The following is a 26,524-nucleotide window of genomic DNA, read 5'->3' as shown; positions in this document are numbered from 1 at the left end:
CAGACACGAAGACTTTGAGGTCGCATCGTGAATGCCTTGAATCTCAAACCCTTGCGATGTCGCGTTGTACACACGCGTTCGCGATCTTCCTCTGTATCGCGCACGCGACCGGCCTATCGACGGGCAAGGTTGCGCTCGCGATGCATCCGGTCCGGCGAATATCAACGAAGGCGCAGCGCTCGTTGAACGAAAACATCTGCAATAAACAGCTTTAATCTTCACGATGGAGAATCATCATGAACACATTCACCAAAGCAGGTCTCGTTGCCATCGCACTCGTGTTTGCGCAATCCGCAACCAGTGTCGCTTTCGCAGCGACGACGAATCTGCCGCCGCTTCATCAGCAAGGCGCGGTCACGTATCTTTCGGGTGGCGTCGGCAGCGATCAATCGGCTGCGCTGAAGGACGCCATGCACCAATACCCGCTCGTACTCGAGTTTACGGGCGCGACGCGTCACGGGAATGAGTACCTCGCCGACGTTCCCGTTCACATCGCCGACATGAACGGCAAGACACTTTTGAACGCGACCTCGCACGGACCATTCATGCTTGCATCGCTTCCGAACGGGCGCTACAAGATCACCGCAAGCCATGATGGCAAGACCCAGCAGCGTGTAGTCGACGTCAACTCATCAGCACACGTTCGCGCGATGTTCGTATGGCCGACGCACACAGAAGGGAGCACGTCGTGAGCGCCGACGCGGACGCGCCCGTCGACGAAGCACGCCGTCGATGGATGATTGCGACATCGGTGGCGGGCGGCATTGCGGGCGTGGCCGTCGTCACGCCCTTCGTTGAATCGTTCAGGCCATCGGCTTCGGCGTTGGCGGCGGGCGCGCCCGTGACAGTCGACATCAGCCGGCTGCAGCCCGGCGACATGCTGACGGCGGCATGGCGCGGCAAGCCCGTCTTCATCGTCAATCGCACTGACGCGATGCTCGCCGATGTGCGCGCCGCCGATCCGCTCGTCGCCGACCCGCAAACAACGCGGCCCTTCTCGATGCCGCTGCCGCCGTACTGCAACAACGAGTTTCGCTCGCGCCCGGAGCACAGCAATCTGCTCGTGGTAGTCGGCGTATGCACGCATCTCGGCTGCACACCAAGTCCGCGTTTCCAGCCTGGCCCGCAAACGAGCCTTCCCGACGACTGGCCAGGCGGATTTCTTTGCCCATGTCACGGGTCGACGTATGACCTCGCAGGCCGCGTGTTCAAGGACAAACCCGCGCCACAAAATCTCGATGTACCGCGTTATCGATTTGAATCCGCGAGTCATGTCGTGATCGGCGCAGACGAACAGGGCGAAGCCTGATCGCGAGTGTTGGCCGCTAAGGCGTCGATCTGCGCCGCTGGCTCGTGACGGCGCAGCGCTAGCAGACGCATCGCGCGGCCTTTGAAGGGCCTGAACACACGCGCCGCTGTACACTTCCGGGCAACGTCGCCTCGCCGACGATTTCCCGAGCAATGCATCATGGACCGCATCGACGCAATGAAGGTGTTCGTCGCGACGCTGGACGAAGGCAGCCTGGCGGGCGCAAGCCGCCGGCTCGGCCGTTCGCCCGCTGCGGTGAGCCGCGCCATTGCCTTTCTCGAAGCGCATGTCGGCTCGCCGCTTCTGCACCGCACCACGCGCACGATCAAGCTCAGCGAGGCAGGCGAACGCTACGCCGCCGCGTGCCGGCGCATCCTGACCGATCTGGAAGAAGCCGACCTGCTTGTAGCGGGCGAGCGTTCCGCGCCGCGCGGCCTGCTGAACATCACCGCGCCCGTCGCAGCGGGCCAGGACATGCTGCGCTCGATCCTCGACGACTTCATCGACGAGTACCCGGCCGTGTCGGTGCGGCTGCATATGCTCGACCGCCCCGTCAGCCTCGTCGACGAAGGCATCGACGTCGCGTTGCGCATTTCGCATCTGCCCGATTCGACGCTGATCGCGATTCCCGTCGGCGAAGTGCGGCGTGTCGTGACGGCGTCGCCGCGTTATCTGGCGAAGCATCCGCAGATCCGCGAGCCCGCGGACCTGGAACAACATCAGATCATTTCGATGACGCACTTCGGCGTCGACTCATGGAGCTTTCCGCCCGCCGAAGGCTCGACCGTCGCGCAGGTCGTCCATTTCTCGCCGCGCCTGATCGTCAACAGTATCGACGCCGCCGTGGCGTCCGCCGTCGAAGGACGCGGCGTCACGCGCATGTTCTCGTATCACGTCGCGCAGCAGGTAAAGGACGGGCAGCTGCGCATCGTGCTGCGCGACAGCGAGCACGCGCCCTTGCCCGTGCATCTTCTGACGCCGCACGGCCGCCTCTCGGTGCCGAAAGTGCGCGCCTTCGTCGATTTCGCCACGCCGCGTTTGCGTCGGCATTTCAAGCAGTTACAGCGCATCACCGACACCCATTGAACCGCCGTGCGGAAGAATGTCTGCCGCATTGCGTGGATTCTCTCTGCGATCGACTCAATCTAGACTTGCTCCATCGACATCGGGCCACGCGGCCCATTTGGTTAAAGGAGCAGGTGAATGGGTGCCGAACAGAAAGTGGTGATCGTCACGGGCGCGTCGCAGGGCATTGGCGCGGGAGTGGTCAAAGCGTATCGCGACCGCAATTTCCGCGTAGTCGCGACGTCGCGCTCGATCCAGTCAAGCGACGATCCTGACATTGCCACCGTGCAAGGCAACATCGCCGATGCGAAGACCGCGCAACAGGTCGTCGCCATCGCGCTGGAGCGCTTTGGACGGATCGACACGTTGGTCAACAACGCAGGCATTTTCATCGCAAAGCCCTTCGACGCCTACACACCCGAAGATTACGACGCCGTCATGGCGACCAACGTCAACGGTTTCTTTCATATCACGCAGCGCGTGCTGACGGAGATGAAAAAGAAACGCAGCGGCCATGTGGTGAACATCACGGCGAGCCTCGTCGACCGGCCACGCGCCGGACTGCCCGCGGCGATGGCCGCGTTGACCAAAGGCGGGCTGAATGCTGTCACGCGGTCGCTGGCAATCGAGTATGCGCCGCTAGGCATTCGCGTGAATGCAGTCGCGCCAGGCGTCATCAAAACGCCGATGCACCCGCGCGAACGGCACGAAGCACTCGCGCGCTTTCACCCGATCGGGCATCTCGGCGAAGTGACGGATATTGCGGAAGCCGTGCTGTATCTGGAATCGGCGGGCTTCGTGACGGGCGAGATTTTGCACGTCGACGGCGGCAGTAACGTCGGTTCTTGAGTGAACGGGTATTACCGGCATGGCATCCTCGATATCAATTATTTCGGATGCCATAGTATTTTTCACATCAATGTTTTATTCGAGGAGTCGCAGCGAGCAGTAGCGACAGCAGCACGGAGATAACAATGCAGGACGCAGCTATCAGAATCACGAAGCCGCCCGCCTTCAACATCACGCGTGGCACGGTGGCGGGCGCGAGCGCAAGTCTCGTCGGGATTGGACTCGCGCGCTTCGCGTATACGCCGCTTCTTCCCGCCATCATCGATGCGCACTGGTTTGCGGCATCGACGGCCGCGTATCTCGGCGCAGCGAATCTGGGCGGCTATCTGGCGGGTGCGCTGCTCGGCGGCTATCTCGCGAAGCGCACAAATGCAACCCACGTATTACGCGCGATGATGCTGCTGGCAACGATTGCCTTCGTCGCTTGCGCGTTTCCGTTGTCGTTTTCGTGGTTCTTCATGTGGCGCTTCGCGTCGGGACTTTCGGGCGGCGCACTGATGGTGCTCGCCGCGCCGACTGTGCTCGCGCATGTGCCGCCGTCGCGCCGCGGCCTCGTGAGCGGCGCGATTTTCGCGGGCATCGGCCTCGGCATCGCGGCGTCTGGCACGCTCGTGCCACTGTTGCTGCTTCAAGGGGTCAAGCAAACCTGGCTCGGTCTCGCTGCCATCGCCCTGCTGCTGACCCTCGCCGCATGGAACGGCTGGCCGAAGCATGACGCACCTGCCCATACGGCGCCCGCACATCACGCGAAGCACCGGAAGCACAGCGGCTTCACGTTGCGCGCGCTGTATGCGGAGTACGCGCTCAACGCGATCGGCCTCGTCCCGCACATGCTGTTTCTCGTCGATTTCGTATCGCGCGGTCTCGGCAAGGGGCTCGACACGGGCGCCCAATACTGGGTGCTGTTCGGCCTCGGCGCCATCGCCGGTCCGTTATTGAGTGGACACCTCGCCGACCGCGCGGGCTTCGGCCCTGCGTTGCGGGTCGCGTTCGTGATCCAGATCGTCGCCGTCGCATTGCCGCTGATCGGCACGAGTCCCGCGCTGCTGATCGCGTCCAGCTTGCTGATGGGCGCAGCCGTGCCGGGCATCGTGCCGCTCGCGCTCGGCCGTGTGAACGAACTGCTCGCGCATCACCCCGCCGCGCAAAAAGGCGCATGGAGCACGGCCACCACCGGCTTCGCGGTGTTGCAGGCGGGCGCTGCATACGGCATGTCGTTCCTGTTCACACAGAACGGCGGCAACTACCGGATGTTGTTCACGATCGGCGCAGCGGCGCTCGCACTTGCGTTGTCCGTCGACCTGTTCGCCGCGCTTCGCGGCAACCCGGAGAACAGCTAAGACTTTCCTGCAACACTTGATCGAAGGAATCACAGCATGAATCAGCCCACGACCACCGTTGCGATGCGCACCGCGCCGGAAGTCACCTCACTCGGCTACACGGAGCGCAATCAGCAGCACTGGATGCGCAATCTGTTCGTCTGCGTATTCGGCTCTTTCACGACGCTTGTCAGCCTCAGCATGCTGCTGCCGTTTCTGCCGCTCTATGTGAAGCAACTCGGCGTCGAATCGCAGGCGGATGTCATTCAATGGTCGGGTGTCGCGTTCGGCGCGACGTTCCTCGGCACAGCCGTCACCGCGCCGCTGTGGGGGCGTCTGGCCGACCGCTATGGCCGCAAGCCGATGCTGATTCGCGCCGCCGTCGGCATGGCCGTGGTGATGTCGCTGATCGGCATTGCGCACAATGTGTACGAGCTCGTCGGCTTGCGTTTGATCGCGGGTCTGGTGGGCGGGTACGCGTCGGCTTCGACGGTCATGGTCGGCACGCAGGCGCCGCGCGAGCGCGCCGGCTGGGCGCTCGGCCTGCTGTCAACAGGCGCGCTCGCGGGCGCGCTGGTCGGCCCGCTGATCGGCGGCTTTCTGCCGGGCTGGCTCGGCATCCGAGGTACGTTCTTCGCGGGTGGCGCGGTGATCGCCGTGGCGGCGCTGCTGACGATCTTCGTCGTCAAGGAAGACTTCCACCCCGCCACCGATTCCAAGCGCAAAGCCGCCAGCGGCGCGACAGCCGCGCACTCGACTCGCACTCACTATGCGGTGATCGGCGCATTGCTCGCGACGGCGATGATGGTGTTGCTCGCCAACATGTCGATCGAGCCGGTGATTACCGTGTACGTCGGCAGCCTCGGTGTCGGGCCGGACGAACTGGCGCGCATTGCGGGTGTCGTGATGGCCTGCTCCGCATTCGGCAGCATGCTGACGGCAGCGCGGCTCGGCGCACTCGCGGACCGGATCGGCGGGTGGAATGTGATCATCGGTTGCCTGATCGTCACGGGCCTGCTGATGCTTCCGCAAGCGTTCGTTCATCAATGGTGGCAACTCGCAGCGCTGCGCGCGCTGATGGGCATGTCGCTCGCGGGGCTGTTGCCCGCCATCGCGAAGCTCGCGCGCCATGCCGTCGACGAGAGCAAGACGGGGCAGATGCTCGGCTATCTGCAATCCGCGCAGTTCAGCGGACAGGTGATCGGCCCGGTGATCGGCGGACAGATTGCCGTCCATTTCGGCATGCATTCCGTGTTCTTCGTCACCGGCTCGCTGCTGGTCGTGTGTGCGGGGTTTGCGCAATGGGCGCGCGGTCGGTAGCCGGGTTCGCTCTTGATGCACGCGTTCGCGATCTTGTGCGTATACTTCGCCAGTAGACTTTCGAAGCATCCGCAACTTCGCGACATCGCAGTCATACGGGAGCGACAGTCATGTTCATTGCAATGAACCGGTTCAAAGTGGCGTTGGGTTCGGAAAGCGCCTTCGAGGAAGTATGGACGACACGGGACACGCATCTGAAGGACGTGCCCGGCTTTGTCGAGTTTCATCTGCTGAAGGGACCGCAACGCGACGACCACGTGCTGTATTCGAGTCACACCGTGTGGGCGAATCGCCCGGCGTTCGAGGCGTGGACGCAATCGGAAGCGTTTCGCGCCGCGCACCGGAATGCAGGGAGCGAGTCGCGCACGCTCTATCTCGGGCATCCGGAGTTCGAGGGATTCGAGGTGCTCCAGACCGTGAAGTAACGGACGGGGCGCGTCATGCACGCGGGTCTGCCCGTTTTTCAGGCGCAAAGCGATAGCTACGCGTTCGGCAATGACGCGATTGCACTGCACTGGACGATTGCCGACCGTTCTCTGTGCGGTGTTCGCGTAACGGATCGCGCGCACGGCCGTAGTTTGGCTATCGACGCTCCGTTCGTTCTCACGTTTGCGGATGGACGCACACTTGACGCAACCAGTTTGCGGCTCGTCACGCCGTTGCGCGAAGAAGCACTGCCTGCCAATCCGGATGCGCTGCGCAAAGCCGAACGTGTTGCTGGCAAACGCGTGATCGCCACGCTCGGCGATAGCGAACAACGTTTGCGTGTCGAATGGAGCGTGGAGCAGCGCGAGGGCTCGCTCTATCTTCGTCAGCATCTGTCGATTACGGCGCTCTTGCAGGACGAACCCATCGCGTCCGTTTCGCTGTTGCGTGCGCAGACACGTCATGCGAAAAAAGCCGGCGACCTCGCGGCAGTGCCGGTTGTCGACGGCAATCTCTATCTGGGCTTCGAGCTTCCCATGTCGGAAAGTGAAGTGCGCGACGGCGTCGCCTGCTTTAGCGTAAGCCGCACACTGCCGCTCGAAAAAGGAAAAACACTCGCCTATTCGGCTGTCGCCGGGGTCTTTCGCGAAGGCCAGTTGCGGCGCGACTTCGCAGCCTACATCGAGCGCGAACGTGCGCGTCCCTACCGTCCATTTCTGCACTACAACTCGTGGTACGACATCGGCTTTCTGACGACGTACACGCAGGATCAGGCCATCGAACGCATTCACGCAGTCGGCCAGGAACTGCACGAAAAGCGCGGCGTGCAACTCGACTCCTTTTTGTTCGACGATGGCTGGGACGACTATAGCGGCAGGTGGTCGTTCAGCCGTGCGTTTCCCGATGGCTTCCTGCCTTTGAAAGACGCGGCCGCACGATATGGCGCCGAACCGGGCGTCTGGTTGTCGCCGTGGGGCGGCTACGGTCCGCCGCGAGCGGAACGCGTGACGCGTGGCCGCGCCGCCGGATACGAAACCATTGGCGACGGCTTCGCGCTCTCGGGCCCGACGTACTATCGCCGCTTCCATGAAGTCGCGATGGACCTGCTCACGCGACACGGCGTCAATCACTTCAAGCTCGATGGCACCGGAAACGCGAACAGGGTCGTGCCCGGCAGCCGCTTCAACAGCGATTGGGACGCGGCTGTCGAACTCATCGAAGCGATGCGCCGCGTCAAGCGCGATGTGTTCGTCAATCTGTCGACAGGCACGCAAGCGTCGCCGTTCTGGCTGCGCCATGTCGATTCGATCTGGCGCGACGGCGCGGATTATGGTTTTGCGGGTACGGGCAGCGATCGCGAGCGCTGGATCACGTATCGCGATGCGCAAACGTATCGCAATGTCGTGTGTCGAAGTCCGCTGTTCCCACTCAATTCGCTGATGCTTCACGGCATCATCTACGCGCGGGAAAATACGCGACTCAATACCGATCCTGGTCATGCGTTTGCCCATGAAGTGCAATCGTACTTCGGCAGTGGCACGCAATTGCAGGAACTGTATGTCACGCCGTCGTTACTCGATGAGCGCGACTGGGACGTGCTCGCGCAGGCGGCCCGATGGGCGCGCGCCAATGCTGACGTGCTGAGCGATTGCCACTGGATCGGCGGTGCGCCTGATGCGCTTGAGATCTACGGATGGGCCGCGTGGGCGCCATCGAAGGCAATCGTCACGCTGCGCAATCCGGATGATCGCGCGAACGATTTCGTGCTCGATCTGAGAACGCGTCTCGAACTGCCGGGTGGCATTGAAGGCCAGTTCCGCGCGCGCTTCCCGTTTGTCGACCGCGATGCGAACGTGCCGACGCTATGGGACGCCGACCGCCCGCAAGCAATTCGCCTTGACCCATTTCAGGTTCTGACGATCGAATTGTCGCCAGTATCATCTGGCGCCTTATGAGAGAGTCGATGCCAGACTGACCGGCTTGGCTTCTAACTGATGCAGATCGAAGATCAATACCGTATTGTCGCCAGGCTTGAGCCACGGAGCCGGGCAATAGAGCCGCCTCTGCGGGCCTATATTCCAGTAGCGGCCGAGATTGTGCCCGTTGATCCAGACGATGCCTTTGGTCCATTCGCTCATGTCGAAATAGACGTCGCCGATAGCATCGATTGAAAGTGTCGCAATGAAGAAGAGGCCGGCTTTATCCGGCTTTGAACAAAGCGGGCGTAAGTTCTCGACAAACGATTCATCCATTGGCAAGAGCACGACTTCCCAACCGGTCAGAACCTCGCGCGCACCCGACGCATGATGCAGGACGACGGGATCGATAATGCCTTTTCGGTCGAGCATCGAATGCCCATAGTTCACGCGCCCCATGCCTTCGACAAGAATTTCCAGCACTCGGGCATCATCCGGCACTGAAGAGCCACCAGGCAACGCAACCGGCTCGCGATGCACCACCTTCAGCGGCAACGCGCATTCTTCCGGCATACGCGTGCGCGACACATCGCCCACGTATTGATCGCCGATGAAAACGGTCGCGTAGTCATGAACATTGGCTATATCCAGTGAACCGCTTTCATAGCGCGCAAGTCTCTTCCGGTACAGCACAAAACCGAACGCCTGACCGTACATTTCGAATGGCTGCGGATGCGTTGTTTGCGCGGAAGGAAGTGCAGCAGGAAGATTGTCCCAAATGGACGCATAGCGTTGCGGCATCAACCGGCGAGTCCCGTTCGCGTCCGTCACCGGAATCGTTGTGATGGGCGAAGGCACTGGCGGCAAAGGCGTCGACAGATATCCAGCGATGATGCTGCGGTACTGCATATAGCGTTTTGTGGCCACGCCTTGCTCGCTGACAGGCGCGGCATAGTCGTAGCTCGTGATGTCCGGCTGATACTCGCCCGAGTCCGCATCCACGTTCGCGCCCGCATAGAAGCCAAAACTCGTCCCGCCATGAATCACATAGAGATTGAACGACAGGTTCTTGCGCATCAATTCATCGAGCGTGTCGGAAAGATCGACTGAGGTACCTTGAAATGCGCTTTCGCCCCAGTGCGTGAGCCAACCCGGGTAAACCTCTCCTGCCATCGCTGGCACGGACGGAAACATCTTGCGCAGCACTTCGATCTGCGCCGCGTTGCCGTTGCTCAATGCGATCGCACCACCGGCGACATATGAGCGGTTCTGCTGCAATTGGACAAGACCGTCTTCTGTATAGAACGGTCCATGCATTCCGCCGCTAATCCAGAGCCGCCTTATCTCCTCCAGATACGCGGAATTGCTGTCGAATGATCCAAACTCGTTCTCGATCTGGATCATCAAAATCGGGCCGCCGCTTTCCGCCATCAAGGGCTCAACGCGCGGCAAGAGTTCGTTGATGTAGCGCTCGACAGCGTGCATGTAGCGCGGATCCGTAGCGTGATCCGTGCGCAGCCGGATATCCGCATACTTCAACAGCCAGGATGGAATGCCGCCGAGATCCCATTCCGCGCACACATAAGGACCAGGCCGGAATAGCACCCACATGTTCTCCGCCTGGCAAAGACGGATGAATGCCTCGATGTCGCGATTGTCCGTGTGAAAGTCGAACGTACCTTCGGTTAGCTCGTGATAATTCCACATCACATACAACGCAATGGTGTTCATCCCCATTGCCTTCGCCATCTGGATGCGATGCCGCCAATACTCAACGGGAATGCGCGCGGGGTGCAATTCACCGCTTCGGATCTGAAATGGCTTGCCGTCGAGCAGAAAGCCATCGCCATTCGCAGCGAAACTGAAGACGTGCGGGCCATTCGGCCCGACCGTGTTTGCCTCTTGTATGGACGCCCGCTTTTTCATGTTCTCTCTGCTCCGCAGACGGAAGACATGGCATCCCTATTTCATAGCCGGGATACAGGTGCTTTCCAACCTGCTACGCAAAATCGGCGTTGAAGCGCCTCGCAATCAGCCGCTTCTCCCCTTCACTTGACCTTTGCAGCAGCAGCAAGCTTGCGTACGCCCTCTTTTGCATCCTCGTTCGAGTTCATGAAATTCGTCACGACGTCGGTGATTGCCCCCGCAGTAACCGGAGACTGAAGTTCACCGAAAGCCAACGAAGGCAGGAACCCGCCGGATTGAATCGTCGCCTGCTCGTCTGCACGTGATTTTTTGGCGCAGCTATCGAACTTGTCCATGGGTACATCCAGCCTGACTGGAATGGAACCCTTGTACAGACTGAACTGCTGCTGAAAATCAACGGACATGATCGTTTTGGCAAGCGCAATCTGTCCCGGTGTCGCGTCCTTCTTGCCGTTCTGCTGATAGAACACGAACGTATCCGCCGTGTATGTGTAGGCATTCGACGTGCCGGGCGCCGCCGCGCAGATATAGTCGACATCCGCCTTCTTGTTCGCGTTGGTGAACTCGCCCTTTGCCCAGTCGCCCATGAACTGCATGCCGCCCGAGCCGGAAATCACCATCGCCGTCGCGAGATTCCAGTCGCGGCCGTGGTAGCCCTTATCGAAGTAAGTCCGGATCTTCTGGACCGTCTCGAACACCTGCACCATCTGCGGCGAAGTCAGCGTTTTCTGATCGAGATCGATGAGCGCTTTGCGGTAGAAGTCCGCGCCCTGTGACAGCACGACTGCCTCCCAGATGGTCATATCCTGCCAGGGTTGACCGCCATGCGCGACAGGCGTGATACCCGCAGCGCGAAACTTGTCGGCGAGCGCGAAGAACTCCGGCCATGTCGTGGGCGGCGTACCTCCGATTTTGTCCAGGTCCGCTTTGTTGATCCACAGCCAGTTGATGCGATGTACGGAAAAAGGTGCGGCCACATAGTGCCCGCCTGCTTTCACGTCACTGTCTATTCGCGCAGGCATATGCGCTTTCCAATCAGTCGCGGCCTGATCGATCGTGACCAGCGACCCCTGCTCCGCCCAGTCCTGAATCAGCGGCCCCTTGATCTGCGCAGCCGACGGTGCGTTACCCGCGATAACTTGCGTCTTCAGCGCCGTCATGGCCGCCGCACCCGCGCCGCCCGCGATAGCGAAGTCTTTCCACTCATAGCCCTGTTTGCTCATGTCGTCCTTGAGCAGCCGGATTGCTTTCGATTCGCCGCCAGAGGTCCACCAGTGCAATACCGAAAGCTGTTCGGCGGCAAGTACAGCATGCGTACCGGCGATAAGCAGCGCGGCAGCCGTCGCCACCGATGTCAGTGATCGTTTCATTGCAGTCTCCGAATTTTTCTTTATGGTTGGAGCAACGCATTCGCAATCAGAGCGAACGCGCGTGCGTGCCCGCTTCTACTACAGATCAAACCCGAGTTGTGCCTTGCCAAGTGGCGTCAGGTCGTCGGGTGTCGCGCGGCCGGTGAAATCGACTTCAAAGTGGTCAGTGGGAAAATCAGGCGGGCTTTCGCCTTTCAGAAAACTCGGCAGCTGACGCTTGAGATACGCATCGTTTTTGGCGCACGCCGGCAGCGAGGCGATATACATCACGTTGCTGTAACCCGCGCCCTTGTGTTCGTCTTCGACTGCATGAATGACGTCGCTGTGCCAGAACACGGTGTCGCCCGCTTCCATTCTGGGAATGGAAGACAACGCCTCGAACAATGGCGCATGAAACTCCTGCTTGATCGAGAGCGCCCGCCCCGGCATGGCCCCGCACAGGTCGTCGTCGGCGACGTCGTCCTGAAGCGCGCGCAGCAGGATGTACACCATCGAATTGGCGATGGGTACGAGTTGCAGCGTGCCGTCACCGGGTCCCTGCGGCGTCAACGCTGTCCAGCCCTGGAAGGTGCGGAACATCGAGCAGACGGCGGGTGAAGCGATCTCTTCTACGTCCGGCCGGAAAGCGGCGTCGAACGCATCGTAATCGCGCCAGTTGCCAGCAAACACGTGGCGGTACACCTTACGAAAATTGCTTTCGATCCAACGCTCGACCGACCCGCCGTCGCAATGTGCCGACAAGCCGAGCGACGCAGAGCCAGGTGGCCGCCGACGCAGACGGTCGGCATAGACAGGCACATGCTCCGGATCGAAGTGAACGCGTCCGTCGCTCTCGTTTCGCCAGAGTTTGTTGAGGAAGACGCGTGCCGCCGTCAGCGACTCCGACTGACGGGCCAGCACTTGTGGCTTCGACCAGTACACGCCGTAGATCTGCGGCTTGCTCGAGGCCAACTGGCCAAAATATTTATCTTCGGCGCGGTTTTCGAGGCGCTTGTCGAGATTGTTTCGCTTCACGTAGTGGGCGATATCTTCGTCCCAGCTCTGCACCAGCGCGCGGGGGAAGACATTACGAATCACACACGCGCCCCGTGCTTTGACGAGTGCGATCTGCTCCGCAGTAACACGTTGTCCGGCGATGTCGGAGAACTGGATCTCGGGAATGACGTTTTCCCCACGATCGCGCTCGCTGGCAATCCGCTTCGCCTCTTCGCCAATCGCTTTCTCGACTTCGGCAAAGACCTCACGGTAATTCGGCAATGCCGCGCGCAGCTCCTTTTTTGCCTGCCGGATTGCACCCGGCAAGTCATCGATTTCCAGCGCCATGATCGTCTCCGTTTGCATTTCGTGTCCGGTAGCATATGACGCGCACGCAAGCCGTAGTGATACTATTCAGGCAATTAATTTGCGTTTTCGGCCATGAAACCAGCCTACGAACATGTCGAGTTCGGCGAGGACTGTTCGATCCGGGTTTACCCGAAACTCCGCGATTTCGGAAGAGTTTGAAGAATGTGTGCTTTTCTAGCGAGGAGCGACGAGCCGTAGTCGGCATCCGTCTTCTAGAGAATACTGCGACGCTTATCTGGATTATGAAAGCAGCTTACGAGCACGTCGATTTCGGCGAAGGCTGTTCGGTGCGCGTTTACCATCGGCGCCTGCCGCTAATTCCGTTCGAGCGGCACCACCATCCGGAATATGAGCTGACCTTGACGATGAATAGTCAAGGCAGACGCTACATCGGGGACTCGGTCGCAATCTATGGCGACGACGATCTGGTGCTCGTCCCGCCAGACCTCCCGCACACATGGTCATCAAACCGGTCCATCAACGCTTCTCAGCCGCAGGTGGCTATCGTCGTATGGTTCGATGGCTCGTGGGTGCGCCGGTTTGCTGACCTGTGCCCCGAGTACGCAGACCTGCGCAATCTTCTTCGACGCGCCGCATGCGGACTTGTATTCGAAAAAGGGACTGGCACCCACATGCGCGCACAGCTTGACCGGTTGCTCTCAACAAATACGCGTGAAAGGCTGGTCTCCGTGCTCGACATTCTTGTCTGGTTGTCAGACGTACCAGCTGAGCCTCTGACGTTACCCAGCGCCTTCGACGCTCGTATCGGCGCTACCTCGCGATACGTGCCTGACCAACTCAACCGGGTACTGTCACTGATCGACACGCAATTCGCGCGTCCATTGAAGCTCATAACACTCGCGAAGGCCGCGGGGATGTCTGAACGCACACTGACGAGGCACTTTACACAGCACTTGGGTGAGAGCGTGGGACAATACATCACTCGCGTGCGAATCGGTCACGCGTGTCGAACGCTGACAGATACCGATATGCCTATCTCCGTGATCGCCGCTCGTTCGGGGTTTGCGAACGTGGCCAACTTCAACCGACAATTCAAGGCAACGAAGCTGATGACGCCCGCCGCCTATCGGCAGCAGTTTTTCGGCAAGGAGAACGATACGTCTCCACTGCTCACCGAGCGCTCGCCGTCGCTTGACGTAAAGCACACAGCGGTAAAACGACACCGTCGCGGTGCTAGCTGCACGTAAGCATATTCACGGCACGCTAACGCGTGCGTACGGCCGAATGTTGGCCTGAGCTGCAGTTGGCGCGACCATCGTCCGACGGCGGCTATGACTCCGACCTCCGCGTCATTTTCGACAGATCACTTCATCGCATCGATCCGACGCTCCGCGTCGAAACGCGCCTCTTCGATCGCCTGCTCTGGGGTTGCCGCTGTTTCAGGGTTTTTCCAGTAGATGGGCGGCTTCGTCAACGTGTATGCCCAGTCCCACCTTCCGTCCTTTTGTTGCGTCACATAAACGCTATAGGTGACGTCTTTGTACGAGAAATTGTTGCTGGTCATGACAGTCTCGCCACGGGTTTTGGATAAATCCTAGCATGACTGCCTATTACAACCAGATCGACCCATATGCCGCGCAGTGGCCGCGCAACCTGATAAAGAACGAACAGAAAGTACTCGCGCGAGGCCGTTTCGCGGCGCTTTTCCGAAGCCGGCTCACGGAGACCAAATCATCGGTATATCTGAGCCGTTTCGAGGAACCATACGCGTGCTCTATCAGGAGTTGTTGTCGCACCACTGCATCGCCCAACGCTGCCCCGCTTCGATAGCGTCCGCGTCGGAGGGATAGTCACCGAGGTCGCCCGAATATTTCACTTCGACGGCCTCTCCGGTCGCCGAGTCGCGCCGGTAGATCTTTGCTCGAGCGTAGTAACGACCGCCTTCATCAAGAGGCGACGCGTTGATGTGAAACTCCCTATAGTCGAATTGCATGGCCGTCTCCGAAAAGTTGCTCTACTTGTCGTCGCGCTGGATAAGCTGCGGCCGGCCCGCCGCATCTGGACCCACATTCACCAGGTTATTTCGGTAGTCACAGTCGCGACAAATAAAAAAGAATCCGCTTTCGTCGGTTTGGGCTTCGACCTGATTGAACGAAAAACGTGCATTGCAGTTTCGGCAAGTCCACATGGCTATCTCCGCCGCCGTTGGCGCCGCTTGGGTGGTTGCCTGGGTTCCGGGAGGCGGCGCGGCAATTCAGCACTCTTGTTCTTTAAGCAGCTTGTTAGCAAGGGCGCGCGCTTCAACTCAATGTTGCCCCGCGTTCAGCAGCACCCAGACTCGTTTTCGCGGCTCGCCTTTGAGGATACGCGCAAATGCGGCGCCGCATCGCGTGCAGGTGTAGCGCTGCGCGACCTGGGCGTCTTTCACTGCCCCGGCTCCGACCAGAGCCAACGTGTCGTGAGGACGAACCGCCGACGGCTGTCCGTAAAGGTCAGCGCATGGTGCGCACGGTTGAATCCAGAGTTCCACGTTAGAACTCCCGCAGCGTACGCTGAGCAGGGATATAAGGTATGTGCAGAACGGACTCAACCATTGTTCACGAAACCGCCGCCCCGGAGCTTCGTCTCATCGCGCTGCATGCGCTCGATCGCCCAGGAGCCGGCTTCAGACATTGCAACGTCGCGACTATCGAATTCGGCGACGATCCGGTGCTTGATAGAGGGCGCAAACTCCTTCGCATGGTCTGCCTTCCGCTCAAAAAACATGAAAGCCTCCCATTTACCGTTTTCAAGCGGCGCAGCAAAGGCCCACGCAAAGTAACCGTTTTCTTCGAAGAACACGTTATCGGCCAAGGCAGTCTCCTGGCTGGTTACATACCGCAGGAATCCTAGCATGAACGCCATCATCAGCCCTTGCGGCGCGTACCGCTACTTGCTGAAGCGTCAGGCCGAATCGATGGCACCGATGAAGTCGACCGCATTGTTCATCATGTTCAACCCGAGCACAGCGGACGCCACGCTCGACGATCCAACGGTCCGTCGGTGCCGTGGCTTCGCGAAGCTTTGGGACTGCAATGGCCTCGCCGTGGCGAACCTGTATGCACTGCGCTCGACCAACCCAGCCGCGCTGTGGGCGCATCACGATCCAGTCGGCCCCGACAACGACGACTACCTATGGATGATCGCGCACGAATGTGGTGACGTTGTGTGCGCGTGGGGATCGAATGCCAGGCCTCAGCGCGCCGCTCGTGTCGCCAGCATCTTGATCGACGCCGGCGCGCGCCTCTGGTGTCTCGGCACGACGAAGGACGGCTCGCCTCGCCATCCGCTTTACGTTCGTGCCGACCAGCCCCTTATCAGGTGGACGCCCCAATACGCAGACCGCGAGATCGCTGAAGGAGGTGCAGCGTCAACCTATCGCGGAAAGCTGCCCTTAATCGCATCGCGTGCGCAGACTTATTCCTGCCCCACTCGCACCTGAAGCCGAAAGATTTTCGACAGATCTCCGGGCGAGAGACCCCACCTTTCGCGGCGAAGCTGCGTCATCTCCGCTTGAACGAAATCGAGCAACTTCGCCTCCGATACCGCCTCGACAAGAATGACCCATTCATCCGTGGACCGATTTCGGCTCTGGCGGCTCTCCTCGGTGTCGAGTGACGATGAAGCCTTATCAGGAATCGCGAACGCAATGCTTACGATTCCTGGATGCGAAACGCCATCGTCCATCACCCAGCGTTCGATCTCTCGCTTCACGCGTTCAGGTTCCGGCGGCATCACCCGCAGCAGCATCACGCACGCACCTTCTGCTCGACCGTTACGCGAAATGACCTGATAGGCAGAACGATGGCCGTTCTGAAAAGTCGGTAGCGTCGCTTGTGTCCATGGCGTGGGATGATTCAGTCGTTCGACGTAATCCGGCTGCGTGAGAACCGACAGACTCTGCACGTCGTACAGAATCAGGTAGCGCGGGTCTGCTGCATCTCGCGAAAAACGTCTCCCGCGCACAAAGCCTTGAATTGCGAGTCGCTCTGGCAAATGCTCGCGTGTATGCCACTCGACGAAGTTCTCGATATCCGTGTCCCGCATATCCAACGTCGCGCACAGGATGGCGTGTTCGGACGACTTCATGCTCACCACGCTACGGGAAGCGTCTCGACACCGAACACATTGCCGTTGCACTTGAAATGAAGCTGTTCGAACGGCACCGCGAGACGTAGCGAGGGCAGCCGCTTGAACAGCGTCTCAAAGACCACCTGGAGTTCGAGCCGCGCAAGCGGTTGCCCCAGGCATTGATGCACGCCGAACGAAAACGCCACATGCGACGCGTGTTTCGTATCGCGGCGGATATCGAACCGTTCGGGATCGGGGAATGCCTCCGGATCGTGATTTGCCGCCTGAACCGGCGCGAACACGCCCTCGCCCTTGCGGATCAACTGACCGGCAATCATCACGTCGGCCGTCGCCACGCGCGCGGAGTTCATGTGCGTGATCGAATGGAAGCGCAGCATTTCCTCCACTGCACCGCGCGCCAATGACGGCTCGGCGATGAGCGCAGCCTTTTGTTGTGGATCCTGCAGCAGGCTCAACAACCCGAGTCCAATCTGATTGGCAGTTGTCTCATGACCCGCAAGATAGAGCAACACCGACATCTGCACGGCGTCCTCATGCGACAGCTTGCCCGGGTTAATCCACTCCAGCGCAAGGCGGCTCAACAGATCCTCTCCGTCACCCGGCTCCTGCTCCTTCTCGCGCAGCAGCCGGTCAATGTACTGCTCCATCTCTTGAGCAGATTGCGCGAGAAGCTCGGGACTGATGTCTAGCCTCATGCGGTTGCTGCTCAACAATTGCAGACGCGCATGATCTTCATACGGAATGCCAAGCATGATGGAAATAACGATAGACGGGAGCGGTAGAGCCACATCCCGAATGAAATCGGCCGGCGCGCCATTTTCGATCATCTGATCGAGCAACGTATCGAACGTGGTCTGCACGAACGGTCGCAGTTCATCGATACGTTTCATCATGAATTCTTTGGTCAGCGTCCGCCGATATTGGCCATGCTCAGGCGGGTCCATCGTAATGAACGTACGATACGACCGCGATTGCGCCGCACGAGCAGGCGACACCGAAGGGTAGCCATGCGTCTGCGGAGAAGCGCTGAAGTGCGGACTGGTCAACACTTCACGGATATCCTTCATCTTCGTAAGTACCCAGACAGTATTTCCGTCCCACGTTGTCGCGCGCCTGATCGGTTCGCTTTCGCGAACGCTCGCGTAACGCGGCGGCGGTTGCAACACTTCTTGCATCGCACGCGGCCATGGAAATCTGTCGCCTTCGAATGGGCAGCGCCCGCCTGCAGTATCGTCCGTCATTGCAATCTCCTCGATATGAATCACGTCCTAGCGTGCCGTCGCGCCGCCATCGACGGGCAGCGCAACGCCGACGACAAACGAAGCGGAATCGGAACATAGCCAAACCACCGCATCCGCGATCTCCTCCGGCTGTGCCATGCGCCCCAGCGGGTTCGCGAGCTTCGCGCGCGCCGCCAGTTCATCGCCAAAGCGGGCGCGCGTCAGTGCCGTTTCTACGAGACCCGGACAGACGGCATTGACGCGGATACCTTTTGAAGCGAACTCGATGGCCGCCGCCTTCGTCAATCCTACGACGCCATGTTTCGCCGCACCGTACACGCCGTCAGACGGCACCCCGACCAGCCCGGAACGCGATGCGTTGTTGACGATAGCCCCCTTGCCGGCCATCAGCATGTGATCGAGCTGCGCCCTCATGCAATGCCACACGCCCTCGAGGTTCACGGACATCACGCGGTCCCAGTTCTCCTGCGTCGAAACGTGCAGGCTCGCAGCCCGATCGTGTACGCCTGCATTGTTGAACGCCATGTCGAGCCGGCCGAATTGCTCGACGGTCGATCGCACCATCGCCCTGACAGACTCCGCGTCGGCCACGTCCACCGCGATGGCGGACGCACGCGCGTCGCAGTGGCCTTCGATGTAACTGACCGTTTCCTGAGCGCCTGCCATATCGGCATCGGCAACTGCGACGGCAGCACCGCTGCGGGCAAATGCAATCGCCGTTGCCCGGCCGATACCCGAAGCGCCACCCGTCACCAGTGCGACTTTCGAAGCCAATCGTCGATCCATATACTTTCCCTCTCTCGTTGCGGAGATACTTGTCAATACCTATCCGTCAAGCCGTTATCGCAAGGTCGGCAAACAACGCAATGAGTGCGTCGATCGTTACATGCAGACTATTCAACCAGGCTTTCATCGTCGTCCACCTCTTCAACAGGCTCATTGATGTACAGCGCTTACCAGATGACAGGCAGCGCTTTCAAGCCGTAGACAAATGACTTGTCCTTGTACTGGAGTGCGTCCTCCGGGACAGCAAGCCGCAAGTCCGGAAAGCGCTTGAACAGCGTTTCGAACACTACCTGGAGTTCCAGTCGTGCAAGCGGCTGTCCAAGGCACTGATGGATGCCGAACGAGAACGCGACATGCGACTGGTCTTTCGTGTCGCGCCGGATATCGAAACGCTCCGGCTCAGGAAACGCAACGGGATCATGGTTTGCACCATGCAGAAGCGCCAGTACGCCCTCGCCCTTGCGGATCAATTGCCCACCGATCACCACGTCCTGAGTCGCAACCCGATTGGAATTCATGTGCGTGATCGAGTGGAACCGCAGCATTTCCTCGACGGCGCTCCTTACAAGGGTGGAGTCCTCCGTTAGTGCCTTGCGTTGCTCCGGATGCTGAAAGAGACTCAGCAGCCCGAGGCCGATCTGGTTCGCAGTCGTCTCGTGACCCGCCAGATACAGCAAAGTCGCCATCTGTACCGCATCAGCATGGGACAACTTCCCCGGATTGATCCATTCGATCGCCATCCGGCTCAGCAGATCGCCGCCATCGCCCGGATCGCGCTCCTTTTCCCGCAGCAGCGCATCGATATACTCGTTCATGCTTTTCGCCGATTGCGTCAACGCTTCGGGCGCAATCGACAGATCCATGCGGTCACCGCTCCACTTTTGCAGCTTGTCGTGATCGGCATAGGGGACACCCAGCATCAGCGAAATAACTAGCGACGGAAGCGGCAACGCGACAGCCGCGATAAAGTCTGCTGGTCCACCTTGGTTCGCCATATCATCCAGCAACTGATCGAGCGATCGCTGCACCAGCGGACGAAGCTCCTGCATGCGTTTGGCCATGAACTCTTTCGTCAATGTCCGTCGATACTGGCCGTGCTCAGGCGGGTCCATCGTGATAAAGGTCTGATATGACTTCGACTGCGCAGCGCGCGACGGCGATACGAAGGGAAACCCGGGCGTCAGCGGTGACGCGCTGAAGTGCGGGCTCGTCATGACTTCACGGAAATGCTCCATGTCGGTGACGAGCCACGCAAGGCTCCCATCCCACAGGCTGACCTGCACCACAGGAGCCTGCTCCCGCAGCGTTGCGTACTGGTGAGGCGGAGCGAGCGGCGCAGCGTTGTCTCTCGGCCAGGGAAAACGTTCCGTTGCAAACGGACATTGCAGGGTTGTCTCAGGTTTATTCATTGAGTCCTCGGAATGGGATGGAGCGCATTCAATGGTTTCTCCATCGAACAGAACGTACTCACGTTGAGACGGCCTGCTCGCGTCGCACTGAATGTGTGAGTCGTCCTTCTAGAAGCGGTGGCGCATACCGACTCGCAGTACCACCTGATGCGAGGTATTGGACGGCGTGATAGTCAAATACGAAGCCACGGCAGATTGTCCCGTCGAGTCCTTACCTGAAGCGATCTGATAGTTCGCCATGAAGTACACGTCCGTTCGCTTGGAAAGGAAGTAGTCGACGGAAGCGTTGAACATGTGATATTTCGCTCCCTCCTTGCCGTCGATCGCACCCCCAACGAGATAGTCATAGGAGCCGTTCAACCACAGGAATGGCGACACCGCGTAGCGCGTGAACAGGTTGTAGCTATTGAATGTGGCCGTACCTGTGTAGCCGCGCGGGTTGGTCAACGCCAGCGTGCCCGATGAGGGTGAATTCAGATCGCCAAAGATGATATGTGAATAATCGAAACCGAGGACCAGGCCTTGTGAACCATATTGAAACGCGGCTCCCATCACCTGGTAATAGGCAGCGGAATCGAAACCTCCATACACCGGATTGGTCTGTACCCCGCTTATCGCGCCGAGATTATTGGCTGTGGCCGAGCTGTTCGGGTTGTTGCCGAAGAAAGAGCGATTCGGATCGCGAGCGCGCAAATAGCCCAACGCCGCGGTGAACGGGCCGTTTGCATAGGAAGCACCGGCGGAATAGACGCTATTCGTACCAAACGAACCGGCCACGCCACCAAAACTGTACAGTCCGCCGAATTTGAAGCCACCGTAGGTATTACTGGTGAACTTGATCGCGTTGTTGACCCGATAGGTATTGCCGAAATTGTTGATATCGTTGCCGTGCAGGGAATAGGTTCCATTACCCACCGCACCCGTGATGGGCCCGATGAAATCGACAACGGAATCATATTGCCGTCCAAGTGTTATCGTTCCATACGGAGACGACACGCCGACGTACGCCTGTCGCCCAAATATATTGCCACCTTGTCCCAGCGTGCCGGTGCCGATATCGAATCCATTCTCAAGAACGAAGATGGCCTGATAGCCGCCGCCCAGGTCTTCTGTTCCGCGAAAACCCAGCCGGTTGCCCTGCATGATGCTGCTGCTCATTGCGTATTGGTGACTACCTGTCCGGCCGCCGCCCGGCACGGCCGTTTGCGCGTTGTTCACGAAGTTCAAGCCGTAGTCGATAATGCCGTAGATCAATACATTGCTTTGCGCCGAAGCTTTTGCAGAAATCAATAGAACGGCGGCTGTCGATGCCCATCTCCAATACCTCATCTCCGTCTCCTAGTTTCATATGTTTTAGTATCGTTACTTCGTATTACTACATGTTAAATCCAGTCCTTGCGATTCTTGACGATGCCACTCCGTCTCATCCGCTTCTGCACAGCGACAGCATAGGTGTTGCTTTGGCCACCGCCGAACGGAAGCGGTATGTCACGTCGGCTTCCAAAACCGGTTCGAACGTCACGTCACACTCCATCTCGCACGACAGAATCAGTTGCCAATGCTCGCCCATGGGCTGCACTGCTTTGACGGTCGCGGCCACCCGCAAGCCTGAATTGAATGGCGCGGAAGAGAGGAAACTCAGCTTCTCGATACCGTGCAGCCTCACATCTGGCGCATCTTCGAGCACGTAGATTTCCTGCAACATCGGAATCATCAGAGCCAGCAACAGCGCATTCGGTATTGATGGTTCGATCGGTGTGCCGATCTCCGCCCACGGCCGCTCGTCAGTCAACGACTCGAACCCTACTAGCATCGTTCGATCGACTTCCAACCAGTCGCTGTGACCCAGGTGAAAACCGATACAGGCGCGCACGCCATCGACACCGCTCAACATGATTGGCACATGACTCTCCCCTGCGTGGGTGGACCGCCCGCCCACTCGCGCATCAAGCGTCGAACAGTTCGGCATTGCCTTCCCCCAACCCGGGCGCGGCACCACGTGGTTTGAGCAGATGCCCGTTGAAACGCGCCGGATAGCGAATCGCGCGTACCTTGCCCGTCGGTGTATCGAGCGTCGAAAACAACTGGTTATGAAGTACCTGCGGGTCGTCCAGATGCGCCGAGGGTGCATTCACGGGGCCAGCCGGCACGTCGAGTTCACGAAAGCGCTCTAGCCATTGCGCAGTTGTCTTCTGTTTCAACGGTCCGGCGATGCGCTCGAAAAACGCATGAGTCATCTCGCGCCTGTCAGCGATCGTCTTCAGTTCGTCCTTCCATTCTGGATGGCCGACCGCGTCCAGCGTACGGCTGAGCTGCTTTCCAGAGACTGGCGACACCACCAGATAGCCGTCGCTCGTCGCCAGCACGGGCTGTGGCGCGAGCGTCACGCTCGATTCGTCATCGACGAAAGTGCGGTTATGAAACATGTCGGGAAAGTTGTAATAGGACAGCATGTCGAGCATCGATGTCTCGAGATGAATGGCCTTCTGTTCGCGATCCCGTGCGATCAATCCTGACATCGCCATCTGCGCAGCGAAAATCGCGGCGACTTTGTCCGCAAGGAATGTATTCGTGGCGCGCGGCGTGCCGCCCGCCGCTTCGTAACTGAGCAGACCGGTGCGGCCTTGAATCAGCGCGTCGAACGCAGGCTCGGTCGCGAGCACACCGTCGGGTCCGTAACCCGTGATCGACAACTGCACAATGCGCGGATTCAATTCGCTCACTGTCTCGAAGCTCAAACCCAGCGAAGCCGATACATGAGGCCGCCAGTTCTCGATATACAGGTCGGCGTCCCGTAGAAGGGTTTTGAATTTCGCGAGATCGTCAGGAGATTTCAGATCGAGCGTGACGCTGCGCTTGCCACGGTTCGAGTTGGTCCAGACGGTGCCGACACCTTCCCATCCATGTCCGAAGTTGCGATACGGGTCGCCTGTGGGCGGTTCCACCTTGATGACCTCTGCGCCGAGGTCCGACAACATCTGCGCGCAAAACGGGCCTGAAACATAGCTGCATGCTTCGACGACCTTGACGCCTGCGAGTGGCCGACGGAAGGCATTGTCGTCGTGCGTCGCGCTTGTGGAAACGCTTGTCATGCGTATTGCTCCTGTGGGTTATCCGCGTGCGTCGCGACGATGGCGCGCAACTGCGCCATGGCGAGCACCATGTCGATAGTGGGTGTGGCCACCGTTGCGAGATCGCTGACAGCGCGGATCGATCGGATCAGCGGGTCGAGTTCCAGCGAGCGGCCTGCCTCTAGGTCTTGCAACATGGACATCTTGTGATGCGCTGCGCTTACCGTCAGCGCGATGCGCTTGTCGGGAGATGGCCCGATCGCGAGTCCCAGTTGTGCTGCTACTGCGTCAGCCTCGAACATCATCGCCTTCACCACGGGCAACACGCCTGTAGCGTCTGCCATCGCGCCGAGCGTGCCCTGCGTGAGCACCGCGACGGGGTTGAAGCAAAGACTGTTGACGAACTTGACCCAGATCGCGGAGCGGATATCACCATTCACTTTGGACGGAATGCCGCTATTCGACAGAAGCGCACTCAACGTACTCACTCGCGCGGAGTCGCTTCCGTCGAGTTCGCCAACCGGGCAGCCGGCTTTCGCGCCGTCTTGCTCGATCACACCCGGGGCGCTAACATGCGCGCCAATCCAGTACACGCAGCCCAGCACCTGATTGGGCGCAATCGCACGCCATTGCCGGCCGTCGTGGTCGAGTTCAGGCAACTGCCGGTCATTGAAACGACCCTGCAGAGAATGGAAGAAATAATAAGGAATGCCAGTTGTCGGCGGGAGTACTGCAGTGTGCGGACCAATCAACGGCGCCATCTGTTCGAGCGCGCTATCGACCTGATGGGCCTTCAACGTAACGAACACATAATCCTGCTGGCCGAGTTCACGCGTGTCGGAAGTCGCACGTACGCGCACGGTGAATGTGTCGCTTGCGGTTCTGACAGTGAGTCCGTGGGTTTGAAGCGCGTCGAGCGTCTTGCCTCGTGCGACGACGCTTACCTCACATAATCCGGCGCGCGCAAGATGTGCCGCCAGATAACCGCCGATCGCCCCGCCGCCAAAAATGCATACCTTCAGCATGTTGCGCTCTCTTGCAGATCCGATGAATCGTGTCTGACATCGCTTCAGGATGATCCGAAGCCAGACACGCACGATGAGCAAAAGATACGGTCCACTCGGGCAGGAGGGGAAATACTAAAAAACGATTGTTCAAGCAGATCGGCGTATAGCTCAGGCGGTGAGCTGCCGGGCGGCCTGTTGTTCCTTGCGTGCGCGGCGGAATGCAGCGGGCGCGACGCCGACTTCGCGGCTGAATGCCGTGCTGAATGCGCTGTCAGAGTAATAGCCGATCGACAGTGCGATATCTGTGATCGTTCGTTCGCTATTGATCAGCGCGTCTTTGGCAAGTGCGATGCGCCAGTTCGACAGATACGTCGCAGGCGCCACGCCGACGCGGTCGGAGAAGCGGCGCGCGAATGCCGCGCGCGACATGCTGACCTCTTTCGCAAGCAGATCGACAGTCCAGTGACGCGCAACGTCAGCGTGCATTTTCTGCAACGCCAGGTGGATGTGCGGATCGGCCATCCCGCTAAACCAGCCGGCCTCGCGCGCCTCGATCTTGTTCAACGGACGCCGCCATACTTCGACCAGCATGATTTCGACCAGACGGCTCATCACGAGATCGCGTCCGGGCAGATCGCAGCTTGACTCTTCGCCGATCAGCGCAATCAGACGGGAAAGCCGGCCGGCCTCCTCGTCTGACGAACGAATATGCAGAAAGTCCGGCAGCATGCCCGAGAATAGCGCCGTGTGTTCGGGGCCTATCTCGAAGTAGCCGCCGACTAGGCGCACCGTATCGCCACCCAGGCCTTCATCCCATCGTGCGTATTCGTCACGCGCGACATGCTCTTCCATCGCATGCAGCCTTTGCGCAGCATCGAGATCGCTCACGAGGCAATAGCGCGCCGTTGCGCGCATCAGCAGGTAGTCGCCCTGGTGCAACAGCCGCGGCTGACCGTGACGCGGCACGAACCAGCACTGCCCTGCAACGACGAGGCAAAACACGGGTATGTCGCGGAACGGCACGCTCAAGCCCCAGCGTCCGTGTGCCTCGACCGCTCTCCAACTGATGGCCTGTGGTCGCATTAGTCGGATGATATCGGTCAGGATGTCCATATTGAGACGATTGATAAAGTTTCAAAGACGGCCTCTTATAGATTAACTCATTGGCTTCCGTTAACGTGTTTCCAACGCCGGGCGCACACTCGCAGCGCAGACCTCAAGGACGGCGGCATACCCCACCGGGGAAAAACAATACGGAGACACCCGAATGAAGCTGAAGGACAGGATCGTCGTTGTCACGGGCGCGGCGCAAGGCATGGGCCGCGCGATCGCGATCGAGGCGGCACGCCAGGGCGCCGCGTGGGTCACGCTCGCTGACCTGCAGGAAGACCGCGGCGCGACGGCTGCGTTCGAAGTCGAACAGGCAGGCGCAAAGAGCTGCTTCATTCGTACCGATCTGTCGAATACGGAATCGATCCGCCACATGATCGACGAAACCGCGCGCCAGGCGGGTGGGATCGATGTGCTGGTCAATAACGCCGGTGTAACGGACGACGGTCTGACTGGCCGTGCGCCGACCATCGAAGACCTGCCCGAAGCCGTGTGGGACACGGTCATGAACGTCAACCTCAAGGCGATGTGGCTCGCAAGCAAGTTCGCGGCGCCGTGGCTTCGGCAATCCGCTCGCAGTCCCGCCATCGTCAACGGTGCATCGGTTGCAGCCAGCGTCGCGTATCCGGGGTTGCCCGCGTATGCGGCCAGCAAAGGCGGCGTCGTGATGCTGACCAAAGCGATCGCACTCGATCTCGCCGATGCAGGCATTCGCTGCAACGCTTACGTGCCCGGCGCGATCGATACACCGATGCTCAGCCGTAGCGTGGAGCACGCGGAGGATCGTGAGAAAGCGCGCGCGCGTCTGTGGGGCACGCATTTGCTCAAGCGTCTCGGCCAGCCCGAGGAAGTCGCGAAGCTCGTATGCTTTCTCGCGTCTGAAGAAGCGTCGTTCTCCACGGGCAGCACGTTCAGCGTCGATGCCGGCACGCTCGCCTGGCGCGGCGCGCATTGAGCAAGCGCA

The 26,524-nt window shown here is 59.8% G+C and carries 26 protein-coding genes; 11 read left to right on the top strand and 15 right to left on the bottom strand.

Annotated elements, in window-relative coordinates:
- The first annotated feature begins 236 nt into the window (after positions 1 to 236).
- The 8 genes from C2L65_RS33300 (at position 237) to C2L65_RS33265 (ending at position 8,243) form a co-directional block, all read left to right on the top strand.
- Positions 237 to 692 (top strand): hypothetical protein, encoded by a 456-nt coding sequence (locus C2L65_RS33300; RefSeq protein ID WP_042305946.1) that lies wholly within the window; start codon positions 237 to 239, stop codon positions 690 to 692.
- Positions 659 to 1,309 carry a ubiquinol-cytochrome c reductase iron-sulfur subunit gene (gene petA, locus C2L65_RS33295; protein WP_042305947.1) on the top strand — a complete coding sequence of 217 codons (651 nt, stop codon included), beginning with the start codon at positions 659 to 661 and terminating at the stop codon, positions 1,307 to 1,309. The genes C2L65_RS33300 and petA overlap by 34 nt, the downstream gene beginning before the upstream one ends.
- A 159-nt stretch (positions 1,310 to 1,468) precedes the next feature.
- Entirely contained in the window at positions 1,469 to 2,395 is a 927-nt protein-coding gene (locus C2L65_RS33290; protein WP_042305948.1) for a LysR family transcriptional regulator, read from the top strand.
- Positions 2,396 to 2,512: 117 nt separating this feature from the next.
- On the top strand, positions 2,513 to 3,223 hold the full coding sequence (locus tag C2L65_RS33285; protein ID WP_042305949.1) for an SDR family NAD(P)-dependent oxidoreductase: 711 nt from the start codon (positions 2,513 to 2,515) through the stop codon (positions 3,221 to 3,223).
- Positions 3,224 to 3,348: 125 nt separating this feature from the next.
- A complete protein-coding gene (locus C2L65_RS33280; RefSeq protein WP_042305950.1) occupies positions 3,349 to 4,563 on the top strand; it encodes a YbfB/YjiJ family MFS transporter in 1,215 nt (404 codons plus the stop codon).
- Positions 4,564 to 4,599: 36 nt separating this feature from the next.
- Positions 4,600 to 5,862, top strand: coding sequence for an MFS transporter (locus tag C2L65_RS33275; RefSeq protein WP_042305951.1), 1,263 nt, complete (start codon positions 4,600 to 4,602; stop codon positions 5,860 to 5,862).
- 110 nt (positions 5,863 to 5,972) lie between these two features.
- Positions 5,973 to 6,287, top strand: a complete 315-nt coding sequence (gene hmuQ / locus C2L65_RS33270; RefSeq protein ID WP_042305952.1) for a heme-degrading protein HmuQ — start codon at positions 5,973 to 5,975, stop codon at positions 6,285 to 6,287.
- 15 nt (positions 6,288 to 6,302) lie between these two features.
- Positions 6,303 to 8,243, top strand: a complete 1,941-nt coding sequence (locus C2L65_RS33265) for an alpha-galactosidase (protein ID WP_042305953.1) — start codon at positions 6,303 to 6,305, stop codon at positions 8,241 to 8,243.
- On the opposite strand, the gene C2L65_RS33260 is transcribed toward C2L65_RS33265, so the two are convergent.
- The 3 genes from C2L65_RS33260 to C2L65_RS33250 all read right to left on the bottom strand — a co-directional run bounded on the left by C2L65_RS33260 (position 8,238) and on the right by C2L65_RS33250 (position 12,823).
- Positions 8,238 to 10,130 carry a beta-galactosidase gene (locus C2L65_RS33260; RefSeq protein ID WP_042305954.1) on the bottom strand — a complete coding sequence of 631 codons (1,893 nt, stop codon included), beginning with the start codon at positions 10,128 to 10,130 and terminating at the stop codon, positions 8,238 to 8,240. The genes C2L65_RS33265 and C2L65_RS33260 overlap by 6 nt on opposite strands.
- 122 nt (positions 10,131 to 10,252) lie before the next feature.
- Positions 10,253 to 11,500, bottom strand: a complete 1,248-nt coding sequence (locus C2L65_RS33255; protein ID WP_042305955.1) for an ABC transporter substrate-binding protein — start codon at positions 11,498 to 11,500, stop codon at positions 10,253 to 10,255.
- 78 nt (positions 11,501 to 11,578) lie between these two features.
- Entirely contained in the window at positions 11,579 to 12,823 is a 1,245-nt protein-coding gene (locus C2L65_RS33250; RefSeq protein WP_042306083.1) for a DUF1479 domain-containing protein, read from the bottom strand.
- A gap of 263 nt (positions 12,824 to 13,086) precedes the next feature.
- Between C2L65_RS33250 and C2L65_RS33245 the strand changes: the two genes are divergently transcribed.
- Positions 13,087 to 14,052, top strand: coding sequence for a helix-turn-helix domain-containing protein (locus C2L65_RS33245; protein WP_042306084.1), 966 nt, complete (start codon positions 13,087 to 13,089; stop codon positions 14,050 to 14,052).
- Between the two features lie 116 nt (positions 14,053 to 14,168).
- On the opposite strand, the gene C2L65_RS33240 is transcribed toward C2L65_RS33245, so the two are convergent.
- From C2L65_RS33240 to C2L65_RS33225, 3 genes are all read right to left on the bottom strand, one after another.
- Complete coding sequence (locus tag C2L65_RS33240; protein ID WP_042305956.1) at positions 14,169 to 14,369, bottom strand: hypothetical protein; 201 nt, start codon at positions 14,367 to 14,369, stop codon at positions 14,169 to 14,171.
- Between the two features lie 213 nt (positions 14,370 to 14,582).
- Positions 14,583 to 14,798 carry a hypothetical protein gene (locus tag C2L65_RS33235; protein WP_042305957.1) on the bottom strand — a complete coding sequence of 72 codons (216 nt, stop codon included), beginning with the start codon at positions 14,796 to 14,798 and terminating at the stop codon, positions 14,583 to 14,585.
- A 593-nt stretch (positions 14,799 to 15,391) separates the two neighbouring features.
- Entirely contained in the window at positions 15,392 to 15,658 is a 267-nt protein-coding gene (locus C2L65_RS33225; RefSeq protein WP_103254615.1) for a hypothetical protein, read from the bottom strand.
- A gap of 40 nt (positions 15,659 to 15,698) precedes the next feature.
- Between C2L65_RS33225 and C2L65_RS33220 the strand changes: the two genes are divergently transcribed.
- The gene (locus C2L65_RS33220; protein ID WP_081920827.1) at positions 15,699 to 16,286 is read left to right on the top strand and encodes a DUF1643 domain-containing protein; all 588 of its coding nucleotides are present in this window, start codon (positions 15,699 to 15,701) and stop codon (positions 16,284 to 16,286) included.
- Here the strand turns inward: C2L65_RS33220 and C2L65_RS33215 are convergent.
- From C2L65_RS33215 to C2L65_RS33175, 9 genes are all read right to left on the bottom strand, one after another.
- On the bottom strand, positions 16,262 to 16,933 hold the full coding sequence (locus C2L65_RS33215) for a DUF4286 family protein (protein ID WP_042305959.1): 672 nt from the start codon (positions 16,931 to 16,933) through the stop codon (positions 16,262 to 16,264). The two genes, C2L65_RS33220 and C2L65_RS33215, sit on opposite strands and share 25 nt — an antisense overlap.
- 2 nt (positions 16,934 to 16,935) lie before the next feature.
- A complete protein-coding gene (locus C2L65_RS33210; RefSeq protein ID WP_042305960.1) occupies positions 16,936 to 18,177 on the bottom strand; it encodes a cytochrome P450 in 1,242 nt (413 codons plus the stop codon).
- A 27-nt stretch (positions 18,178 to 18,204) separates the two neighbouring features.
- A complete protein-coding gene (locus tag C2L65_RS33205; RefSeq protein WP_042305961.1) occupies positions 18,205 to 18,963 on the bottom strand; it encodes a glucose 1-dehydrogenase in 759 nt (252 codons plus the stop codon).
- A 167-nt stretch (positions 18,964 to 19,130) separates the two neighbouring features.
- Positions 19,131 to 20,372: a cytochrome P450 gene (locus tag C2L65_RS33200; protein WP_042305962.1), complete on the bottom strand. Its 1,242-nt coding sequence runs from the start codon at positions 20,370 to 20,372 to the stop codon at positions 19,131 to 19,133.
- A gap of 108 nt (positions 20,373 to 20,480) precedes the next feature.
- Positions 20,481 to 21,701 carry a porin gene (locus C2L65_RS33195; protein WP_042305963.1) on the bottom strand — a complete coding sequence of 407 codons (1,221 nt, stop codon included), beginning with the start codon at positions 21,699 to 21,701 and terminating at the stop codon, positions 20,481 to 20,483.
- Positions 21,702 to 21,795: 94 nt separating this feature from the next.
- Entirely contained in the window at positions 21,796 to 22,266 is a 471-nt protein-coding gene (locus C2L65_RS33190; RefSeq protein WP_042305964.1) for a hotdog family protein, read from the bottom strand.
- A gap of 52 nt (positions 22,267 to 22,318) precedes the next feature.
- Entirely contained in the window at positions 22,319 to 23,464 is a 1,146-nt protein-coding gene (locus C2L65_RS33185; protein ID WP_042305965.1) for a CaiB/BaiF CoA transferase family protein, read from the bottom strand.
- Positions 23,461 to 24,468, bottom strand: a complete 1,008-nt coding sequence (locus tag C2L65_RS33180) for a ketopantoate reductase family protein (protein ID WP_052426842.1) — start codon at positions 24,466 to 24,468, stop codon at positions 23,461 to 23,463. The genes C2L65_RS33185 and C2L65_RS33180 overlap by 4 nt, the downstream gene beginning before the upstream one ends.
- Positions 24,469 to 24,618: 150 nt before the next feature.
- Positions 24,619 to 25,563, bottom strand: coding sequence for an AraC family transcriptional regulator (locus C2L65_RS33175; protein WP_042305966.1), 945 nt, complete (start codon positions 25,561 to 25,563; stop codon positions 24,619 to 24,621).
- 154 nt (positions 25,564 to 25,717) lie between these two features.
- Between C2L65_RS33175 and C2L65_RS33170 the strand changes: the two genes are divergently transcribed.
- Positions 25,718 to 26,515: an SDR family NAD(P)-dependent oxidoreductase gene (locus C2L65_RS33170; protein ID WP_042305967.1), complete on the top strand. Its 798-nt coding sequence runs from the start codon at positions 25,718 to 25,720 to the stop codon at positions 26,513 to 26,515.
- The last annotated feature ends 9 nt before the right edge of the window (positions 26,516 to 26,524 follow it).

This window comes from Paraburkholderia terrae (genome assembly GCF_002902925.1).
In the GTDB taxonomy this organism is placed as follows: domain Bacteria; phylum Pseudomonadota; class Gammaproteobacteria; order Burkholderiales; family Burkholderiaceae; genus Paraburkholderia; species Paraburkholderia terrae.
The sequence above is the reverse complement of the archived record's forward strand: the minus strand, read 5'-3'. Positions and strand labels throughout refer to the sequence as shown.

Coding starts and splice junctions, on each gene's coding strand:
- C2L65_RS33195 (WP_042305963.1), bottom strand. CDS start 21,701: ATGAGGTATTGGAGATGGGCATCGACAGCCGCCGTTCTATTGATTTCT.
- C2L65_RS33250 (WP_042306083.1), bottom strand. CDS start 12,823: ATGGCGCTGGAAATCGATGACTTGCCGGGTGCAATCCGGCAGGCAAAA.
- C2L65_RS33240 (WP_042305956.1), bottom strand. CDS start 14,369: ATGACCAGCAACAATTTCTCGTACAAAGACGTCACCTATAGCGTTTAT.
- C2L65_RS33185 (WP_042305965.1), bottom strand. CDS start 23,464: ATGACAAGCGTTTCCACAAGCGCGACGCACGACGACAATGCCTTCCGT.
- C2L65_RS33260 (WP_042305954.1), bottom strand. CDS start 10,130: ATGAAAAAGCGGGCGTCCATACAAGAGGCAAACACGGTCGGGCCGAAT.
- C2L65_RS33290 (WP_042305948.1), top strand. CDS start 1,469: ATGGACCGCATCGACGCAATGAAGGTGTTCGTCGCGACGCTGGACGAA.
- C2L65_RS33255 (WP_042305955.1), bottom strand. CDS start 11,500: ATGAAACGATCACTGACATCGGTGGCGACGGCTGCCGCGCTGCTTATC.
- C2L65_RS33245 (WP_042306084.1), top strand. CDS start 13,087: ATGAAAGCAGCTTACGAGCACGTCGATTTCGGCGAAGGCTGTTCGGTG.
- petA (WP_042305947.1), top strand. CDS start 659: ATGGCCGACGCACACAGAAGGGAGCACGTCGTGAGCGCCGACGCGGAC.
- C2L65_RS33210 (WP_042305960.1), bottom strand. CDS start 18,177: ATGACGGACGATACTGCAGGCGGGCGCTGCCCATTCGAAGGCGACAGA.
- C2L65_RS33300 (WP_042305946.1), top strand. CDS start 237: ATGAACACATTCACCAAAGCAGGTCTCGTTGCCATCGCACTCGTGTTT.
- C2L65_RS33175 (WP_042305966.1), bottom strand. CDS start 25,563: ATGGACATCCTGACCGATATCATCCGACTAATGCGACCACAGGCCATC.
- C2L65_RS33180 (WP_052426842.1), bottom strand. CDS start 24,468: ATGCTGAAGGTATGCATTTTTGGCGGCGGGGCGATCGGCGGTTATCTG.
- C2L65_RS33190 (WP_042305964.1), bottom strand. CDS start 22,266: ATGTTGAGCGGTGTCGATGGCGTGCGCGCCTGTATCGGTTTTCACCTG.
- C2L65_RS33280 (WP_042305950.1), top strand. CDS start 3,349: ATGCAGGACGCAGCTATCAGAATCACGAAGCCGCCCGCCTTCAACATC.
- C2L65_RS33235 (WP_042305957.1), bottom strand. CDS start 14,798: ATGCAATTCGACTATAGGGAGTTTCACATCAACGCGTCGCCTCTTGAT.
- C2L65_RS33275 (WP_042305951.1), top strand. CDS start 4,600: ATGAATCAGCCCACGACCACCGTTGCGATGCGCACCGCGCCGGAAGTC.
- C2L65_RS33265 (WP_042305953.1), top strand. CDS start 6,303: ATGCACGCGGGTCTGCCCGTTTTTCAGGCGCAAAGCGATAGCTACGCG.
- hmuQ (WP_042305952.1), top strand. CDS start 5,973: ATGTTCATTGCAATGAACCGGTTCAAAGTGGCGTTGGGTTCGGAAAGC.
- C2L65_RS33215 (WP_042305959.1), bottom strand. CDS start 16,933: ATGAAGTCGTCCGAACACGCCATCCTGTGCGCGACGTTGGATATGCGG.
- C2L65_RS33170 (WP_042305967.1), top strand. CDS start 25,718: ATGAAGCTGAAGGACAGGATCGTCGTTGTCACGGGCGCGGCGCAAGGC.
- C2L65_RS33220 (WP_081920827.1), top strand. CDS start 15,699: ATGAACGCCATCATCAGCCCTTGCGGCGCGTACCGCTACTTGCTGAAG.
- C2L65_RS33205 (WP_042305961.1), bottom strand. CDS start 18,963: ATGGATCGACGATTGGCTTCGAAAGTCGCACTGGTGACGGGTGGCGCT.
- C2L65_RS33200 (WP_042305962.1), bottom strand. CDS start 20,372: ATGAATAAACCTGAGACAACCCTGCAATGTCCGTTTGCAACGGAACGT.
- C2L65_RS33285 (WP_042305949.1), top strand. CDS start 2,513: ATGGGTGCCGAACAGAAAGTGGTGATCGTCACGGGCGCGTCGCAGGGC.